This is a genomic window from Streptomyces sp. R-74717 (genome assembly GCF_047305335.1).
GTDB classification, from domain to species: domain Bacteria; phylum Actinomycetota; class Actinomycetes; order Streptomycetales; family Streptomycetaceae; genus Streptomyces; species Streptomyces atratus.
Map to the genome: position 1 here is coordinate 8,158,948 of NZ_CP102361.1, position 18,224 is coordinate 8,177,171.

At 68.6% G+C, this 18,224-nt stretch carries 13 protein-coding genes; 7 read left to right on the forward strand and 6 right to left on the reverse strand.

The window, feature by feature from the left end:
* Positions 1 to 28: 28 nt before the first annotated feature.
* The 6 genes from NRF20_RS37510 to NRF20_RS37535 form a co-directional block, all read right to left on the reverse strand.
* Positions 29 to 871, reverse strand: coding sequence for a fumarylacetoacetate hydrolase family protein (locus NRF20_RS37510; RefSeq protein WP_398630753.1), 843 nt, complete (start codon positions 869 to 871; stop codon positions 29 to 31).
* Positions 872 to 947: 76 nt separating this feature from the next.
* Complete coding sequence (locus NRF20_RS37515; protein ID WP_398630754.1) at positions 948 to 3,878, reverse strand: FAD-binding and (Fe-S)-binding domain-containing protein; 2,931 nt, start codon at positions 3,876 to 3,878, stop codon at positions 948 to 950.
* A gap of 168 nt (positions 3,879 to 4,046) precedes the next feature.
* On the reverse strand, positions 4,047 to 4,901 hold the full coding sequence (locus tag NRF20_RS37520) for an alpha/beta fold hydrolase (RefSeq protein ID WP_413754009.1): 855 nt from the start codon (positions 4,899 to 4,901) through the stop codon (positions 4,047 to 4,049).
* Positions 4,902 to 4,983: 82 nt separating this feature from the next.
* Positions 4,984 to 5,709 carry an alpha/beta fold hydrolase gene (locus NRF20_RS37525; RefSeq protein WP_398630756.1) on the reverse strand — a complete coding sequence of 242 codons (726 nt, stop codon included), beginning with the start codon at positions 5,707 to 5,709 and terminating at the stop codon, positions 4,984 to 4,986.
* A gap of 376 nt (positions 5,710 to 6,085) precedes the next feature.
* Positions 6,086 to 6,943 (reverse strand): alpha/beta fold hydrolase, encoded by an 858-nt coding sequence (locus NRF20_RS37530; RefSeq protein ID WP_413754010.1) that lies wholly within the window; start codon positions 6,941 to 6,943, stop codon positions 6,086 to 6,088.
* Positions 6,944 to 7,275: 332 nt separating this feature from the next.
* The gene (locus NRF20_RS37535) at positions 7,276 to 9,018 is read right to left on the reverse strand and encodes a pyruvate dehydrogenase (protein WP_413754011.1); all 1,743 of its coding nucleotides are present in this window, start codon (positions 9,016 to 9,018) and stop codon (positions 7,276 to 7,278) included.
* Between the two features lie 449 nt (positions 9,019 to 9,467).
* Between NRF20_RS37535 and NRF20_RS37540 the strand changes: the two genes are divergently transcribed.
* From NRF20_RS37540 to NRF20_RS37570, 7 genes are all read left to right on the forward strand, one after another.
* Positions 9,468 to 9,860 carry an SsgA family sporulation/cell division regulator gene (locus tag NRF20_RS37540; RefSeq protein WP_398630759.1) on the forward strand — a complete coding sequence of 131 codons (393 nt, stop codon included), beginning with the start codon at positions 9,468 to 9,470 and terminating at the stop codon, positions 9,858 to 9,860.
* A 247-nt stretch (positions 9,861 to 10,107) separates the two neighbouring features.
* Entirely contained in the window at positions 10,108 to 10,449 is a 342-nt protein-coding gene (locus NRF20_RS37545) for a GNAT family N-acetyltransferase (RefSeq protein WP_398630896.1), read from the forward strand.
* Between the two features lie 147 nt (positions 10,450 to 10,596).
* Complete coding sequence (locus NRF20_RS37550; RefSeq protein ID WP_398630760.1) at positions 10,597 to 11,835, forward strand: MFS transporter; 1,239 nt, start codon at positions 10,597 to 10,599, stop codon at positions 11,833 to 11,835.
* A 150-nt stretch (positions 11,836 to 11,985) separates the two neighbouring features.
* Positions 11,986 to 13,143, forward strand: coding sequence for a helix-turn-helix domain-containing protein (locus NRF20_RS37555; protein ID WP_398630761.1), 1,158 nt, complete (start codon positions 11,986 to 11,988; stop codon positions 13,141 to 13,143).
* Positions 13,144 to 15,891, forward strand: coding sequence for a helix-turn-helix transcriptional regulator (locus NRF20_RS37560; protein WP_413754012.1), 2,748 nt, complete (start codon positions 13,144 to 13,146; stop codon positions 15,889 to 15,891). It abuts the gene before it with no gap.
* A gap of 89 nt (positions 15,892 to 15,980) precedes the next feature.
* Positions 15,981 to 16,742, forward strand: a complete 762-nt coding sequence (locus NRF20_RS37565; protein ID WP_398630763.1) for an alpha/beta fold hydrolase — start codon at positions 15,981 to 15,983, stop codon at positions 16,740 to 16,742.
* Between the two features lie 267 nt (positions 16,743 to 17,009).
* Entirely contained in the window at positions 17,010 to 18,218 is a 1,209-nt protein-coding gene (locus tag NRF20_RS37570) for an extracellular solute-binding protein (protein WP_398630764.1), read from the forward strand.
* Positions 18,219 to 18,224: the final 6 nt, after the last annotated feature.

Genomic DNA, 18,224 nt, shown 5'->3' on the forward strand with positions numbered 1-18,224 from the left:
TGCCGCCCGTCGCGGACCTCGTAGAGGGTCAGCCGACGAACCGTTGTCGCAGTTCGCCGATGCCCTGGACGGAGCTGACGAGCTCGTCGCCGGCGGCCAGCCAGCGCTGAGGTGTGCGGCCGAGGCCGACACCGGCTGGAGTGCCGGTGAAGATGACGTCTCCCGGCAGCAGCGGGAGCACCCCGGACAGCTTGGCGACGAGGGCCGGCACGGAGAAGATGAGCTGCCGGGTGCGGCCACGCTGCATCTCCTCACCGTTGACGGTGCAGGTCAGCTCCAGGTCGTCAGGGTCCTCGAACTCGTCCGGGGTCACCAGCCAGGGGCCCGTCGGGGCGAAGCCCGGGTAGGACTTGCCGAGGCTGAACTGGGGGGCCGGACCGTCCATCTGCAGGACGCGCTCGGAGATGTCCTGGCCGACCGTCAGGCCCGCGACGTGGCTCCAGGCATCGGTTTCGGACACCCGGTGCGCCTCCCTGCCGACAACCACCACCAGCTCCACCTCCCAGTCGGTGTGGCCGCCCCGTGGCAGCGTCACCTCGGTCACCGGGCCGGTGAGGGCGGTTGCGTACTTGGTGAAGACCGGCGGCATGCCCTCGGGCGTGGTGAATCCGGCCTCGACGACGTGCTCCCGGTAGTTGAGGCCGATGGCGAAGAGTTGGCGGGGGGCCGGTGCGGGCGCACCGAGGTCCGCCGGGTCGAAGGGGACCCCGCCGCCGAGGTCGGCCCGGGCGGCCCAGGCGCGGAACTCGTCCCAGCGGGAGTAGACCGCCTGCGGGTCGGAGGAGAACAGTGCGCCACTGGCTGTGTGGACGTCGGCCGCCCGGCCGTGGGTGATCACGACCAGTCGGCCGGCGAGATTGGCGATGCGCAAGGCGGGCTCCCTGGAGGCTGGAGGGCAGAGTTGCGGGCGGCGGTTCCGCTCCGAAGCGGGCGGGCCGCGCCAGTGCTCAGCTGGTGGGTCGAGTGGCACGTTCGAGTGCGAGCAGCGCCGATTGGTACGGACGGCCCGTGACATGTTCCATGCCGATCTCGCACGTGCGGTTGGCCGACAGGTACGCGTCGAATGTGCCCGACGTGACCTCGGCGGCCTCGTGCGCCGTCGCCGCCTCGGTCAGCTCCTTGTGCAACAGGCCCCGGTCGCCGGCGAAGCCGCAGCACTCCGCGTAGACGGGCAGGCGGACGTCCTGCGCGACGAACTGCGCTACGGCACGCAGCTGTTCGGCATCGCCCAGGTGCCGCATCGAACACGTGGGGTGTATCACCGCGCTGTCGATCCGGTCGGTCACCTTCAGGTGGGGCAGCAGCTCGGTGGCGGCCCAGACGATCGAGTCGACGACGGTGAGAGCCCGGTGCTTCCGCTCGTTCTCGGGCGTCAGATACGGCGCGATCTCATGCCCGATGCCGAGCGTGCAGGACGACGCGTCGACGACGAGCGGCAGACGTCCGCCGTCGGTCCACTCCCAGGCCCGCTCGACGAAGCGGTTCGCCATGACCGTGTTGCCGTCGTCGTACCCCTTGGAGTGCCAGATGGTCGCGCAGCAGGAACCGGACAGGTCCGGCGGTATCCATACCGGCCGCCCGGCCCGGTGGGAGACCTCGACGATCGCCTCGGGCAGGGACGGCCCGTCCACGCCGTCGGGTCCCGCGAAGATCCGGTTGACGCAGGCCACGTAGTAGACGGCGACGGCGGTCTGCCGGTCCGTTCCGGGCAGCCGCGGACTCGCGGAGGACGGTATGGCGGGAAGCCATTCGGGTACCAGGTCCGGCGAGACAGCCTTCCGCGCTGCCGAGGTGACGCTCCCCAGGACCCGGTCGCTGACATGGTCTGCGATGCCGAGGGCGGTCCGGACCGACGACTCCACGAGGGAGAACCGCTCCGCGACCCGGGCCGCGTTCCGCTCCTCCCGTTCGGTGTGCCGCTGGTGGCGGAAGCGCTTCATCATGGCTCCGGTGTCGATGCCGACCGGGCAGGCTATTTTGCAGGTGGAGTCGCCGGCACAGGTGTCGACCGCGTCGTAGCCGTAGGACTCCAGCAGGCTGTCCATGACAGCCGAACCGACGGGCTGGCGCATCATCTCGCGCCGCAACACGATCCGCTGACGAGGTGTGGTGGTGAGGTCGCGGCTCGGACAGACGGGCTCACAGAAACCGCACTCGATGCAGGGATCGGCGACCGCCTCGATGGTGGGTATGGTCTTGAGCCCCTGCAGATGGGCTTCGGGATCACGGTTGAGGACCACCCCGGGGGCGAGTACCCCCGCGGGGTCGAGGGTCTGCTTGACCCGCCACATCAGCTCGGTCGCGCGGGCGCCCCATTCGGCTTCGAGAAACGGTGTCATGTTCCGGCCGGTGGCGTGCTCCGCCTTGAGCGAGCCGTCGAAACGGCGCACCACCATGGCGCAGAAGTCGTCCATGAAGGCCGCGTAGCGCTGGACCTCCTCAGGGCGGGCGGCGTCGAAAGCGAGCAGGAAGTGCAGGTTGCCGTGCGCCGCGTGACCCGCGACCGCGGCGTCGAAACCATGCCGACGCTGCAGTTCGGACAGGGCCTCGCAAGCTTCCGCCAGCCGCGACGGCGGCACCGCGAAGTCCTCGGTGATCAACGTCGATCCGGCCGGCCGCGCCTTGCCCACTGCCGTCATGAAGGCCTCACGGGCATGCCAGTACGTTCTGATCGTGGCCGGGTCCTCGACGAAGCGGTTGGTGACGGACGCCACCGGGGCCACCAGTGCCAGTTTCGCCAGGACAGCGGCGGCGGCCTGCTGGTTGGCCTGGTGCGCCGATTCGTCCGGGGCGCGGAACTCCACCAGCAGAGCGGCGGTCTCCTGGGGCAGGCCGGCCCAGTCCGAGGGAACTTTGTCGACGCTCGCGCAGGCGCGGAGGGTGTTCCCGTCCATCAGCTCGACCGCGCGGGCCCCGGCGCCGTTGAACAGCGGTACCGCTGCCGCGGCGGCGGTGAGGTCGGGGAAGAACAGCAGCGCCGTGTGGGTGAGACGGTCCAGGGAGACCGTCCTGAACACCGTCTCGGCGACGAACCCCAGGGTGCCCTGGGAAGCGACCATCAGTCCGCGCAGGATCTCCACCGCGGTGGAACCGTCCAGGAAGGCGTCGAGACGGTAGCCGTTGGTGTTCTTCAGCTCGTACTTCGCGCGGATCCGGGCGACGAGGTCACTGTCGCTCTCGATATCGGCCTTCAGCGCCAGCAGCCCTGCGTGCAGCTCGGGCTCGGTGGTCCGGAGCATCTTGTCGGCGTCCGGGGCCGCGGTGTCGACCACCGTGCCGGACGGGAGGACAAGGGTGAGGGAGGAAAGCAGACGGTAGGAGTTGCGGGTGACTCCGGCGGTCATGCCCGAGGCGTTGTTGGCGACCACGCCTCCGACGGTGCAGGCGCTGGAACTCGCCGGGTCGGGGCCCATCAGCCGGCCGTACCGGGACAGTGTGATGTTGGCGCGCCCCACGGTCGTACCGGGCCTGATCCTCGCCTCGTTCCCGGCGTCGAGCACCTCGACGCCGGTCCAGTGGCGGCGCACGTCGACCAGGATGTCCTTGCCCTGGGCCTGACCGTTCAGCGAGGTCCCGGCCGCCCGGAAGACGATCTCGCGCCGGTGCTCATGGGCGTACCGCAGCACCGCGGCCACGTCCTCGACGTTCTCGGCGATCACGACCACTTGGGGCACGAAGCGGTAGGGGCTGGCGTCCGAGGCGTACTTCACCAGGTCCGACAGGGTGTGCAGCACTTTTCGGGAGCCCAGCAGGCGGACCAGGTCCTCCCGCAGGGCATCGGGAGTACCCGACGCCCGCTCGTCGGGCACCCGGTCGGTAGCTGGGCCCTGGGTCTGCCGCGGGCGCAGCTTTCCCGGTTCCGGATCGAGCAGTGCCATACGGCTCTCCGTTCCATTGCAAGGTGTTCGGTCGGCAACGCGTGCGGCACTTCGCGAGGTGAGCCCGGCCACGAGGAATCGAGGAGGGGGACCGCGGCCGGACGGCCAAGGTCGCGGCCCCATGTCCTCTTGCGGAATGTCGCGGGCGTGGGCGAGGAATGCGTCCGGTCAGTGGCCGGAGCGGACGGAACGGACCGCCCGCAGGATCAGGCCGGTGACGGGACCGGGGTCGCTCACGGCGGCTGCGTGCGGGGCGCGGACAGTGACCGTGCGGGAGCGGGCGCGCTCGGCCATCCAGCGCTCGGCGGCCGGCGGGATGTTGCGGTCCTCGGTGGCCACGAGGTACCAGCTGGGGATCCTCTTCCACGCGGCCGCGGTGGCCGGCTCCTGGAGAGCTGCCAGGGTGATCGGACGCTGTCCCGCGGCCATGACCTGGGCGGTCGGTCGGGGGACACCGGCCGCGAACTGCTTGCGGAACAGGTCCTTCTTGATGACCAGTTCCTCCCCCTGACTGCCGTCGGGCAACGGGTAGTACTGGGTGGCGGTGGCCTGTCCCAGGGTGCTGCCGGGGAACTTGTCGGTGAGCTGGAGCGCGTTCTCCCCGATGTCGGGAACGAAGGCGGCTATGTAGACCAGTGCCTTGACCTGCGGGGCGTCGGCCGCGGCCTGGCTGATGACCGCTCCGCCGTAGGAGTGCCCCACCAGCACAATCGGTCCGGTGACGCTGTCCAGAACGCTGCGAATGTAGGCGGAGTCGCTTGCCAGTCCGCGCAGTGGCAGGGCCGGTGCCAGTACACGGTGGCCCTGCCGCTGCAGGCGTTCGACGACCGCGCTCCAGCTGGAGGCGTCGGCGAACGCGCCGTGGATCAGGACGATGGTGGGCGCGGCCGGGCGCCCGTGCCGTTCGGCCGGACGGTCGGCCGTCGCCGGCTGCGTGGCATGCGCGACACCGGCGGTCCCCAGGGCGGCTGCGCCGGCCAGGAGGGACACGGTCACGGTACGGCGTGAGATCGGTGGGTTCATCGTTCGCTCTCTGCGAAGGGGTGGAGGCGGCCGTGGTGTGACGGCCGGTCGGTCGGACGGGCGCGAGCGGGTGCGTGTGGGGTCAGTCGGAGGTGGCCCGTACGGCTTCCTCGATCAGGTCGACGACGCGCTCGGGGTGGGCGAGCATCACCAGGTGGGAGGAGTCGACCTCGACGGTGGTCATGCCGGCCCGCTGGTAGCCGTAGCGCTCCACGTCGGGGTTGATGGTGTGGTCGGACGAGGCGACCAGGCCCCAGGACGGCTTGGTCTTCCAGGCCGCGGCCGGGGCCGCGTCGGCGAAGGCCTGCGCGGCCAGCGGGCGCTGGGATACGGCGAGGACGGCGGCGAGCCGCGGGTCGACGTCGGCGGCGAAGATGGCCGGGAACTTGTCGGTCCGGACCGACACGTCGGTGCCGGGCGTGGCCGAACCCTCGATCGGGAAGGGGGTGTAGACGAGTGCGGCGGCGAGGTCGCTGTCCGGGAAGCGGCCCTGCAGTTCGCCGAGGCTCTCGCCCTTCTCCAAGGCGTAACCTGCCAGGTAGACCAGTGCCTTGACGTTGTCCTCGGTGCCGGCGACCGTGATGACCGCGCCACCGTAGGAGTGGCCCACCAGGACGACCGGACCGGGTATCTGCCGGACGATGGAGGCGACGTAGGCGGCGTCCCCTATCAGGCTGCGGTTGGGCACGGCCGGGGCGACCACCTCCAGGCCGCGGGCGATCAGCCGGGGGATGACCTGGGCGTAGCTGGAGGCGTCGGCGAAGGCGCCGTGCACGAGGACGACGGTCGGCTTGTCGGAACTGGGCATGGGGAAACTCCCTCATCAATGGGGTGGTCGGCTGCCGTGGTGGCCCCTTTGCCGTGAGATGGCGCGGGCCGGCCTCGGGATCGGTTGGTGTGCGGTGTGCACTGACCGGGCGGCCATGGGCTCTGCCGGAGGGTTCCCGTCGGACTCCGCGTGGGAGTCTTGCCGAGCGGGAGATCGCCGACACGTGAGTAACTCTAGGGACTTCCGGGCGGCGTGTTTGTCTGTCCGCGACCTGGCTGTGGCCTGTGCGTGCCCACGTCGTCGCGCGGGCACCGGCTGGGCGGCGTTGCCCTGGCACGGAAGTGGGCCGGGGCCGCAATCGCCCCCGGCCCACTTCCGCTGCGCTGTTCCCCGAGTGCGGGATGCGGCGCCCCGGTCAGCCGTTCCAGTCCGCGAGGAAGTCGAGGAGTTCCCGGTTGACGACGTCGGGGCGTTCCTCCTGGCAGAGGTGTCCGCACTGGGCGATGGGCACGCCGCGGACTTCGCGGGCGATGCCCTTCCATACGTCCAGGACGTCGTATGCCTGTCCGACGGCGCTGAAGTCCTCGCCCCATATGGTCAGCACCGGGCAGTCGATGAGCTGGTCGGCGTCCTCCTGGTCCTGGGCGACGTCCTGGGGCGCCGCACGGTAGTCCATGCAGGATCCCCGCACCGCACCCGGCTGTTGGTAGGCGCGTACATAGACGGCGATCTCCTCGGGAGTGAGCATGTCGGGGTTGTACGACCAGCTGCGGTAGAAGTGGGTGAGCCAGATCTCCTCGCGGCCGGCGATCAGCGCCTCGGGAAGGTCGGGTACGCCGAGGAAGGTGAAGAACCAGTAGCCCTGCCGGGCCAGGTTCACGTCGTAGGTCTCGGCTATGACCCTGGTGGGAATGTTGTCCATGGCCACGAAACGGTCGATGCGTTCCGGGTGGTCCTTGGCGAACCGGGTGCCGACGCGTGCCCCGCGGTCGTGGCCGATCAGGGCGATCCGCTCATGGCCGAGATGGTCCATCAACGCGATCACATCGTTGGCCATGGTCCGCTTGTCGTAACCGGAGGCGGGCTTTTCCGTGTCTCCGTAGCCGCGAAGATCCGGCGCGATCACGGTGAACCGCTCGGCCAGCACGGGTATTTGCTTACGCCAGCCGTACCAGGTCTCGGGGAAACCGTGCAGCAGGTACACCGGCGGTCCCTGTCCCGCGCTCACCCAGTGCTGCTTGATCCCGTTGAGTACGGCGGTGTGATGTGTCATGCCTGTCAGGTCTGCCATGAGTGTCCGCTCGGGTCGGGGGATGGGTATGCCGGGCGGGGCCCGGCCTCTCACTCGGTGGGCCGCAACGCGGCGAGGTGGTGCTCCAGGAAGGCGCTTCGAGGTCGCCCTCGGCGCAGCCGGGAAGACGGTTCGGCCGTCGACGCGACGCACAACGCTGCCTCGAGCAGCCGTCTGCAGAGAGTTCTTCAAGATCCTCGAACGCTCCGACCGCACCAGCGGAACGAACCTCGACGATCCTCCTCAAGCGGCTTGACGCGATAGAGCAGCCTCGGGGACGTGGTCGATGGTGCCCTGGGCTCTCAGAGCCTTGTTTATGGACGCGGAACGTTTCGGATGTTTGCCCGGGCGAGCTGGATCATGCGCCCGACGCCTCCGGTGAGGACGGTGCGGCTCGCCGACAGGGCGAAGCCGGTGAGCTGCTCGGAGGTGATCTTCGGCGGGATCGCGAGTGCGTTGGGATCGGTCACCACGTCGACCAGCGCCGGCCCGTCGTGGGCGAAGGCCGCACGCAGGGCGTCACGCACCTCCGTGGGCTTCTCGACCCGGATACCCCGCGCACCGGCGGCCGTGGCGATGGCCGCGAAGTCTGTGTGCGGGTACCCGGTGCCGTAGGGCGGCAGCCCGTCCACCATCATCTCCAAGTCGACCATGCCCAGCGAGGAGTTGTTGAAGACGACCACCTTCACAGGCAGCCCGTACTGGACCAGCGTCAGGAAGTCGCCCATGAGCATGGAGAAGCCGCCGTCGCCCGAGAGTGACACCACCTGACGCGTCCGGTCGAGGAACTGCGCACCGATGGCCTGCGGCAGGGCGTTGGCCATCGAACCGTGCACAAAGGAGCCCAGGATGCGGCGGCGGCCGTTCGGCGTCAGGTAGCGGGCGGCCCACACGCAGCACATCCCGGTGTCCACGGTGAACACCGCGTCGTCGGCAGCCTCCTCGTCGAGCACCGCCGCCACGTACTCGGGGTGGATTGGAGTGTGCTTGTCGACGTCTCGGGTGTAGGCGCCGACGGCACCCTCCAAAGTGTGGACGTGCCGGTTCAGCATCCGGTCGAGGAACCGGCGGGACGGCTTCTCCTGCACGGCCGGGATCAGGCACCGCAGCGTCTCGCGGACGTCTCCCCAGACGGCGAAGTCCAACTGGGTGCGTCGGCCCAGACGTTCGGGCTGAACATCGATCTGGACCGTTCTGACGTTGCGGGGCAGGAAGTCCGTGTACGGGAAGTCGGTGCCGAGGAGCAGCAGCAGGTCGCATTCGTGCATGGCCTCGTACGCGGCGCCGTATCCCAGCAGTCCGGACATGCCGACGTCGTACGGGTTGTCGTACTGGATGTGTTCCTTGCCGCGGAGCGCATGGCCTACCGGGGCCTTGATCTTCTCGGCGAACGCCATCACCTCGGCGTGGGCGCCGGCGACACCCCGGCCGCAGAACACCGTCACCGTCTCGGCGGCGTCCACCAGCTCCGTCAGCCGGGTCAGTTCCTGATCGGCCGGACGGACCGCGGGCCGGTCCAGCGGTATCGCGAGTTCGGCCCCGCCGACCGGAGAGTCCTCGGCGGCGATGTCTCCGGGCAGCGCTACGACGGACACTCCACGCCGGCCGACCGCGTGCTGAATCGCCGTCTGCACCACCCGGGGCATCTGCCGGGGCGAGGAAATCAGTTCCGAGTAGTGACTGCACTCCTCGAACAGCCGGTCAGGATGCGTCTCCTGGAAGTACCCGGTTCCGATCTCACCGCTGGGGATCTGCGCAGCCAGCGCGAGGACGGGAGCCATCGACCGGTGGGCATCGAACAGGCCGTTGATCAAGTGCAGGTTTCCGGGCCCACAGGAGCCCGCGCACGCAGCCAGTCTGCCTGTGAGCTGTGCTTCGGCGCCGGCGGCGAAGGCCGCGACCTCCTCGTGTCGGACCTGGACCCACTCCAGGGCGTCGTGCCGTCTGACCGCGTCGACAACAGGGTTCAGGCTATCGCCCACCACCCCGTACATGCGGCTCACTCCGGCGCGGGCCAGGAGGTCGACGTACTGCTCGGCAACGGTCTGCTTGGGCATGGGTGCTCCTGGGATGGTCGCTCACGGGGCGGTGGCCAGGGTAATGAGGCGCCGAGCGGACCAGTTGTCCCTCCGTGCACCGTGCGGGGCCCGGCAGTGCACCACGGCCGCGCTCGGCTCCGGGCACAGGGGCGCCGGGCAACCGCCGGTTGAATCGGGCTTGGTGCGACGCCGGTCAACGGCTCACCCGGTCCGCGGGCGGCCTGTGCGGCGAGGCCCGGCCCGATGTCCACCGGCAACGCACTGCGTCGTTGCCAAAACGGCTGCCGTCGGGGCGGCGACATTCATGGGGACGTGAGCCGGACCGTAGTGCTTTTACGGGCAATGCTCCGTGCGTTCCTCGACAACTGTGCTGGTCACCGGAATTTAGGGTCGGGCGTAGAAAATCGCTTCTGCAATCATTCTTTGGGGCAACCATGGATCAGCGTCTCAGCACGGTCACGTGCACAGTGACGGCGCACGTCAGCGTCCCGAAGAGCATGCCCGCTCCGTTGTCCGCGGAGCTGCACTACGACATGGCGGACCCCTACGCCATCCGCCTTTCCCTCGGCGCGCCGATGAAGAGACCCGTCGACTGGGTATTCGCTCGCGAGCTGCTGACTGAGGGGCTGCGCCGGCCGACCGGCTCCGGTGACGTGCTGGTCATTCCCCGGCACCGCTGCCATCCGCACTCCCTACGTGTCGTCTTGAGGAACCTCGCCGGCACAGCATTGGTCGAAATGGCGGTTTCGGAGGCTACTGCGTTCCTTCGGCAGACCTTCGCACTGGTGCCCGAAGGAGCGGAAAGCCTCCACATGGACCTCGACCGCGCCATCAGCGAGCTCACAGGCAGAAGAGGCTGACGGACCGCCCCGGTCGCACCCTGACGGACGCCCAGGCACGGGCACTGCGCTACAGCCGTCCACTCGGCTCGTATCCATCCGAGAGGAATTCCGAGTGACCCAGAAGCGCGAAACGACTTCCACACAGTTCGGCATCTTCACCATCGGTGATGCCACCCCTGACCCGGCCACGGGCCGTACGCCGACCGGGCGTGAGCGCATCAAGGCCATGGTCGCACAATCCCGATACGCCCCTGAGAGGCACACAATGACACGACCTGCCGACGCTCTGATCGTTCAGCGAGTGGCCGACAAGCACCGTTACGAGATCCTGGTGGACGGCAAGGTCGCCGGCTTCACCGCCTACCGTGACAGCGCCGACCAGCGAGTCTTTTACCACACCGAAATCGACGACTCCTACGCCGGGCTGGGCCTGGCCTCACAGCTCGTGCAGCAGGCACTGACCGACGTCCGCGCCTCGGGGCAGCGCATCGTGCCCGTCTGCCCCTACGTCGCGAAGTTCCTCAAACGGCATGACGAGTTCGACGACATCACCGACCCCGTGACCCCCGAGATCCGGCAATGGCTGGCAGCCGTGCTGTCACGTTGATCGTTTCCGCCCTTGCATGCCCGACAGGTACCGGGCCGCCGCTGGTCATCTCTGCGCGAGATGACTGATATCCCGGATCATCGCTCCTGGTGGGGAAGGGGAGGCGGCGTTCCCGTGGTTGTGCCTGCGTGACGAAAGAAGGTGCACATGCCCACACGACGTAACCTCCGCACTTCGCCCCGGTCCATGGGGGCCTCGCAAGGCGTGCCAGGCTGGCTGGTCGCGCTCCTGGCCGTCGCGTCCGGGATGACGGTCGCCAATCTCTACTACGCCCAGCCTCTGCTGTCCTCGCTGAGCGGTGTCTTCCACATCAGCACGGCCACGGCCGGGACACTGATCACGCTCACCCAGGTCGGCTACGTCTTCGGGATGATCTTCCTGGTTCCGCTCGGCGACCGGCTGGAGAAGCGCAATCTGGTCACCGTCCTCCTGATGATCACGACCCTCGCCCTCGTGGCAGCCGGCCTCGCCACGAGCTTCCCCATGCTGCTGATCGCGTCGCTGATCAGCGGTGCCACCTCCGTCGTGGCTCAGATCCTGGTGCCCTTCGCGGCGAACCTGGCCCCGGACCATGCCAGGGGCCGCATCGTCGGCCGGGTCATGAGCGGTCTGCTCACCGGCATTCTGCTCTCCCGAACCCTGAGCAGCCTGGTCTCCGACATCGCAGGCTGGCGCGTCGTCTTTCTCGGCTCCGCCGCTCTGATGGCCGTGCTCACGGTGGCCCTGCGTGCGGCCCTGCCACAGCACGCACCCACCACATCCATCCCGTACCACCACGTGCTGCGCTCCACCGTCCAGCTGGTGCGCACGCATCCCGCGCTGCTGCGTCGAGGGCTGTACCAGGCGGCGATGTTCAGCGCGTTCAGCGCATTCTGGACCACTGTCTCGTTTGTTCTGACCGGTCCCCGCTTCCACTACTCACCGGTCGGAGTCGGCGTCTTCGCCCTCGTGGGCGCGGCCGGGGCAGCCATCGCTCCGTTCGCCGGGCACTGGGCCGACCGAGGGCTGGTACGTCCCATGACCGGGGCTGCGTTCCTTGTGACCGCGCTGGCTTTTGCTGTCGCGGGTCTGGGCGGGCGCAGTATCGTCCTGATCGCCCTGGCTGCGATCCTGATCGACATGGCTGTGCAGACGACACTCATCCTGGGGCAGCACACCGTTTACCAGCTCGACCCGACCGCCCGCGCCCGCCTCAACAGCGCCTTCATCGCCATGTTCTTCGTCGGCGGTGCGATCGGCTCCCAGCTCGGGGCGATCGTCTACCACGCTGCCGGCTGGGCCGGCCTGACCGGCTTGGGCGCCGTACTCCCACTGGCCGCTCTTGCCTACTGGGCCTTCGAACGCCAACCGCAGACGGATTCGAAACTTACCGATCGACAGGCATGACATGCGCTGACTGCCGCAGGCACACACGAACCGCAGTGTGTCCCGCGGCAGTCACGCCGGCTGTGCGCGGTGGGTGCGGCAGTCGGTGCACGCGACGTTCGTTCCGACAGGTCACCTCGTCCCGTTCAGCGTCCCGAGCAGTCCGTAGGCGTGATCAGCGACATTCCGAGGGATTCATGGGACTTTGCGCTTGAAGAACTCTTCCTGCGGACCGGATCCCGCTTCGCCCGGGTGGAGGCTCGGCGCCGGATGCGGGACCACGTGCGCGGACTGCTCGGCCCGGTAGACCGCAAGAACAGCTGGTGGCTCGCCGAGTACGCCGGCCACGCCACCCCCGACGGGCTGCAGCACCTGTTGTCCAAGAGCCGCTGGGACGCCGACGGCCCCCGCGACGACCTGCAGGCATACGCAGCCGAACAACTCGGCGAAGCCGACGGTGTGTTGATCGTCGATGGCACCGGCTTCGTGAAGAAGGGCACCACCCTCCGCCGGAGTTCGCCGAGCATGTTGCCAGTCGACCGGTCTGCAACTTCACTGACTTGGTGGCCACCCTCATCGCCGAGCGGGCCGCCGGTGATGTGGCGGACACGGTCGGTTCCCGATACACCCAGGCCTGGGAAGTCTGCGCCTACGTGGACCGGCACCCCGGGGGTCCGGAGCTCGGACCGGGATATCATCACTGCTGCTCACAACATGTCCGTCCGGTCCCTCCACAACCTCTTCGAAGCGGAAGGAATCACCGTCAGCCGCCTGATCCAGCGCCGTCGGCTGCAGGAGTGTGCCAGGGATCTCGCCCGGGGCGACTGCGGTGAGAGGATGGTCTCCGGCGTGGCCCGGCGTTGGGGCTTCACCAATCCGGCCTGCTTCAGCCGACTCTTCCGCACTGCCTACGACATGTCTCCGAGTCGTTGGCGCGACACTCGGGGCGGCGCTGCGCCGTCCGAACCCTCAGTTGTGGTGGACGGACGTTTCCCGATTTCCGTCATGCTACGACTGGTCACGAGAAGCGCGATTGGAGACCCGTCGATGACGAAGCACTCGAAGACGGTGGGCCTGACCTGCGGCGAGGCAGCCACGCATGGCGTGTCCACGGAGAGCCGCGACCTCCTGGACCTCCCGCCCGCCCTCGTGCGATTGCATGCCGGCAGAGAGCCTGAGTCCGTGATCGATCTGCTGCCCGACGTGTTCGCCGACCCTTCCGACGATGAGACCTTCCGGCACCGGCAGGCGACACCGAAGGGCGGAGTCACCGGTCGGCATGGGCCGAACCCGGCTTCGGCAGGCGAGTGCGGACAGGAAGGGGCATAAGTGGCGGGGTCAGGCGGTTCGCTGTCCCGTAGCGGTCTACGCGGCCGGGAGGTCGAGCTCGAAGAGCTTCAGGCACTGATCGCCTCGGTGGCCCGCGCCGGAAGCGGCGGGTTGGCGCTGATCCAGGGGGAACCGGGCATCGGCAAATCCACGCTGCTCGCCGAGGCCGTCGCCAGGGCCAGGGCAGCGGGATTCTCGGCCGGCCTCGGCAGGGCCGATGAGCTGCATCACATCGTGCCGCTCTCCTCGTTGGCGGCCTGCATCCTGCACGGCGATCAGCCGCTGCTGTCCGGCGATGCCTTTGTCGATCTCGCGCGCAATCACGATCAGCGGATCTGGCTGGTGGAGCGCCTGGCGGAGGCGATCGAAGCCAGAGCCGGCAGCGAGCCGGTGCTGATCGCCCTGGACGATGTGCAGTGGGCCGATCCGCTGAGCCGGTTTGCCCTCAAGCAGCTTCCGACACGCTTGCGGACATCGCCGGTTCTGTGGATGCTGACCGGGCGGCAGGAGCCCGCCGGCCCAGCGGATGAGGTCGTTGCAGCCGCGGCCGGCAACCTCCCGGTGGTCACGGTGCCGTTGGGGCCACTGTCCGGCGCGGCCATCGGCCAACTGGCCGGCGACGCACTGGGCGCAGCGGTTGACGAGCAGGTACGGGACTTGCTCGACGGGGCTGGCGGGAACCCGTTTCTGGCGGTCGAGATGCTCGCGGGACTGCGGACCGCCGAGGCCTCGGGTGAACTGGTGCCCCCAGGGCTCGTGGTGGGTGTGCGCGGCAGAATCAGATCCCTGCAGCCCAGCACACTGCGCTTCCTTCAGATGGGAGCGGTGCTGGGACGCAGGTTCGTCTTCCACGACGCCGCCGCGCTCTGTGGCCAACCGACCACCACGTTGATCGCGGCGCTCGAGGAAGCCGTACGCGCCGGGCTCCTGGACGACGACGGTGATCATCTGGCCTTCCGGCATGATCTGCTGCGCCAGGCGGTCTACGTCGACATCCCGCCGTCAGCCAGGAAGGCTCTGCACCGAGAGGCTGCCCACCGCCTTGTCTCCGCGGGCCACCAGCCGATCGACGCGGTGCCGCACATCCTCAGGGGAGCCCTGCGCGGAGACGAGGAAGCCGTAGCGCTGTTGCGGCGAGCCGCTGACGACGTACTGCCGGTCACGCCGGGCCTCGCGGCCGACCTGATGACGCGCGCCCTGGAACTGGTGCCATCAGCACGGCCGTTGAGGTTCGTAGTGGGTGAGCAGACGATCCTGTGCTTGACACGGGCCGGCAGGAACCGAGAGGCGCTGTCGGCCGGCGACCGGCTACTGGCAGGCCGACCACCGCTGGAGGTGTTCAGTCGGCTGCAGGCTGCCCTCGGCGGGACGCTGTGGAACATGGATCTCGCCGGCGAATTGCGCCGCCGGGCCGAAACTGCCCTCGCCATGGAGGGCGCCGCCCCGGAGATCGGGGCGAGGCTGGCCTCCCTGCGCGCACTGGCCTTGTCCCGGGACCATGATCTCGCCGCGGCGCGTGAGGCCGGCGAGACCGCGCTGCGTGCCGCCACCGCGATCGGTGACCGGGAGGCGCACGTCCTGGCCCTGTCCGGGCTCGGCGAGATTGCGCAGAATGCGGGTGAGAGCGCCGTCGCGCTGGAGCGCTTCGCCGCGCTCAGCGCCGTCGATTCTGCTTTTCTGCCCGAAGAGATCGTCGCGCACCTGCACATGGACGACTTCGAGTCCAGCGAACGACTGCTCTTGCAAGCAGCGGACAATGCCGGGTCGATGCGTCAGGCGATGATGCTGTGGGCGCAGGGACAGCACGATCTGGGGCTCGGACGGCTCGACGACGCCGACGCCGAATTCGTGACAATGGAGCGCCTGGAAGACGACGTACAGGTATCCGTCCAGCAGGTGAACGCTCGCGTGATCCGCTCCCGGATCGCCCTTCTGCGCGGCGATCGGGAAGCGGCGCGGGGGCACCTGGCCGCAGCGCAGGAAAGACTGGCGGTCAAACCGAACCCGGGCAACACGGCCGCGGTGCGCTTCCTGGAAGCGGTCCATGCCGAGGCCGACGGGGACATCGGCCTTGCCATCGACAAGATTCGGCAAGTACAGCAGGAAGGTTCCTTCATGCGCTGGCGGCTGTTGCGCAACTGGGTCGATTCCGCGATACGCATGGCCCTGCGAGGCGCGGACCACGAGCTCGCCGGGGACCTGGCCGCACAGGCCGAAGCCCACGCCGAACGCAACCCAACCGTACCCACCGCCACGGGCATCGCGGCGCAGGCCCTCGGGCTCGTGAAATACGATCTCGCCCTGCTGGAACGCTCCGTAGCACTGCTCAAGGCAAGCCCTCGCCCGCTGGTCCGGGCCGCCGCCTACGCCGATCTCGGACAAGCACTCCTGGCAGCAGGCCGGAAACCTCAGGCAGCGGCCGCGCTGACTCAGGCCCGTGGCATGTTCGCCGAGTCGGGCGCCCACGCCGCAGCGGCACGCGCACAGCGCGACCTTGATGGCGCAGGGGGCGGCAGCCGCAGGGCAGCAACCACGCAGCGCCCCGTCCGGGGATGGGGGGCCCTCACAGCCTCGGAGAAGAAGATCGCGCGCCTTGTCGCCGAGGGCCACACCAACCGGTCGGCCGCCGACCTGCTCGTCGTCTCCCCGCACACGGTCAACACTCATCTGACCTCTGTCTTCCGCAAGTTGTCGGTCAACTCCCGGGTTCAACTTGCGAACCTGGTCATGGCCTTGCCCGACAGCTGAGCGGACCGGTTGGTACGTTCACGCTATGTCCTGCCACACCTGAATGCGCTTGGCTGGGGGCACCCCACACTCAGTCGGAGGTCACCGGCATGCACAAACGCACCCCCGTACCGCCGACCATCGTGCTTGTGCATGGGGCGTTCACCGATGCCTCGTCCTGGGCGGGGGTCATCAGCCTTCTTCACGCCGCCGGATTCACCGTGCGCGCTCCGGCGAACCCGCTGCGCGGCCTGGCGCAGGACGCCGCCTACATCAGGAGTGTGGTGCGCGACATCGACGTTCCCGTCGTGCTGGTCGGCCACGACTACGGTGGCGCGGTCATCACACACGCCGCTACCGACGCCGACAACGTCGTGGCCTTATGCTACGTCGCGGCGTTCGGCCTCGACGCGGGCGAGTGCGTCCTGGACATCACGAACCGCTTTGCCCCCGTGCTGGTGGCCGACGCGACCTTCACCGCGGCCCTCCCCACGCAGATTCCCTGCGGCCCGGAAAGCGAGCTCTACATCCGTAAGGAACGGTTCCCGCAGGTGTACGCCGCCGACCTGCCGCCCAGCGTCAACGATGTGCTGTCCGTGGCGCAACGCCCGATCGCCTGCAACGCGCTGACCAGTAGATCGGGCCCGCCGGCATGGGCCTCCACGCCGTCCTGGTACGCCATCGCGACCGCCGACCGGATGCTCAACCCCACCGCTCAGCGCTTCATGGCACAACGCATGGCGGCCATCGAATACGTGCTGGACGGTTCGCACGCCGTTGTGCTGTCGCAGCCCGCCGCCGTCGTGGCGATGATCCGGGAAGCCGCCGAACAGGGCAATGGTCACGGCGACGGGCTGCGACAAGCCTTCTGAGCAGGTGAAAGAGGTGATCACACGTCTTCGTGTCCCCGGGGCCGCCGCCACGTCCTAGGGAAGCCGATCTTCCGAATGCTCCACGCAGTCGGCCGCCCAGGACCCTATAACATGCGTTCGAACGGAAGATGCCGGTATGGGCCGTCTTGACGGCACCCCGGAGTCCGCTCACCCTCCCGACATCGGCCCCGGCCACAGACATCACTCGGTAAAGGCGCCAGCATGATCTCACCGGCCAGACCGCCGGCGCGGCGGATCGCCGCCCTCTTGACCGCAACCCTCGTCCTGGTACTGGCTGCCACCGGGTGCGGTGCCGGAACCGGTGGTGGGTCCGCCACCGGCAAGGTCGTCTCCATCACGGCACTCGACTATTACACCGACGAACCCGAACACACCCAATGGGGCGAGGTGCTCACCGCCTGCGGCAAGACCGCCGGCGTAAGGGTCGAGCACACAAGCGTTCCGGGGGCGTCACTCATCCCCAAGGTCCTGCAGCAGGCTTCGTCGCGGACCCTCCCCGACCTGTTGATGCTGGACAACCCCGACATGCAGCAGATCGCACAGACCGGCGCGCTGACCCCGCTGGACCAGTACGGCATCGACTCCAGCGGCTTCGCCAAGGGCATCCTGTCGGCGGGCACCTACAAGGGAAAGGTGTACGGACTGGCGCCTGACGTCAGCACGGTCGCTCTCTTCTACAACAAGGACATGCTCTCCAAGGCCGGTGTCTCCGTGCCGAGGACCTGGGACGAGCTGAAGGCAGCGGCGGCCAAGCTGACCCGCCCGGGGCGCTACGGCATGGCGGTCGACGCAAACGCCACTTTTGAGGGCAGCTGGCAGTTCCTGCCCTTTCTGTGGTCCAACGGCGGGGACGAGAAGCAGTTGGACACCCCGCAGGCCGCGCAGGCACTTCAGCTGTGGGTCGACCTGGTGAAGAACGGATCCATGTCGAAGTCGGTATTGAACTGGACACAGGCCGACGTCCACGATCAGTTCGTCGCCGGCAAGACAGCCATGATGATCAACGGCCCCTGGCGGATCCCTGCCCTGAACAAGGACAAGAACCTGCACTGGGGGGTGGCCCCCGTCCCCGTCCCCCGGACGGGGCAGACCCCTGTCACACCGCTCGGCGGTGAGGTGTGGACGGTCCCGCAGAGCGCTTCCAAGGCCCGGCAGGAGAAGGCCGCCCAGGTCCTCGCCTGCCTGAACAACTCCCCGAACATGCTCGCCCTGGCCAAGCAGCACTTCACCGTGCCCTCCCGCTCCGCGGTGGCCGCCCAGTATGCAGAGCAGGTCCCTTCGATGGCTGCCTTCATCAAGAGTGTTGAAGCGGCCCGGGCCCGTACCAGCGAGCTCGGCGTCAAGTGGCCCAAGGCAGCGACCGGGATATACACCGCGATCCAGTCCGCGCTGACGGGCGAGCAGACACCGGAGGAAGCCCTCAGGCATGCGCAGCAGATCGCGACCGCTGACTGACGCGTC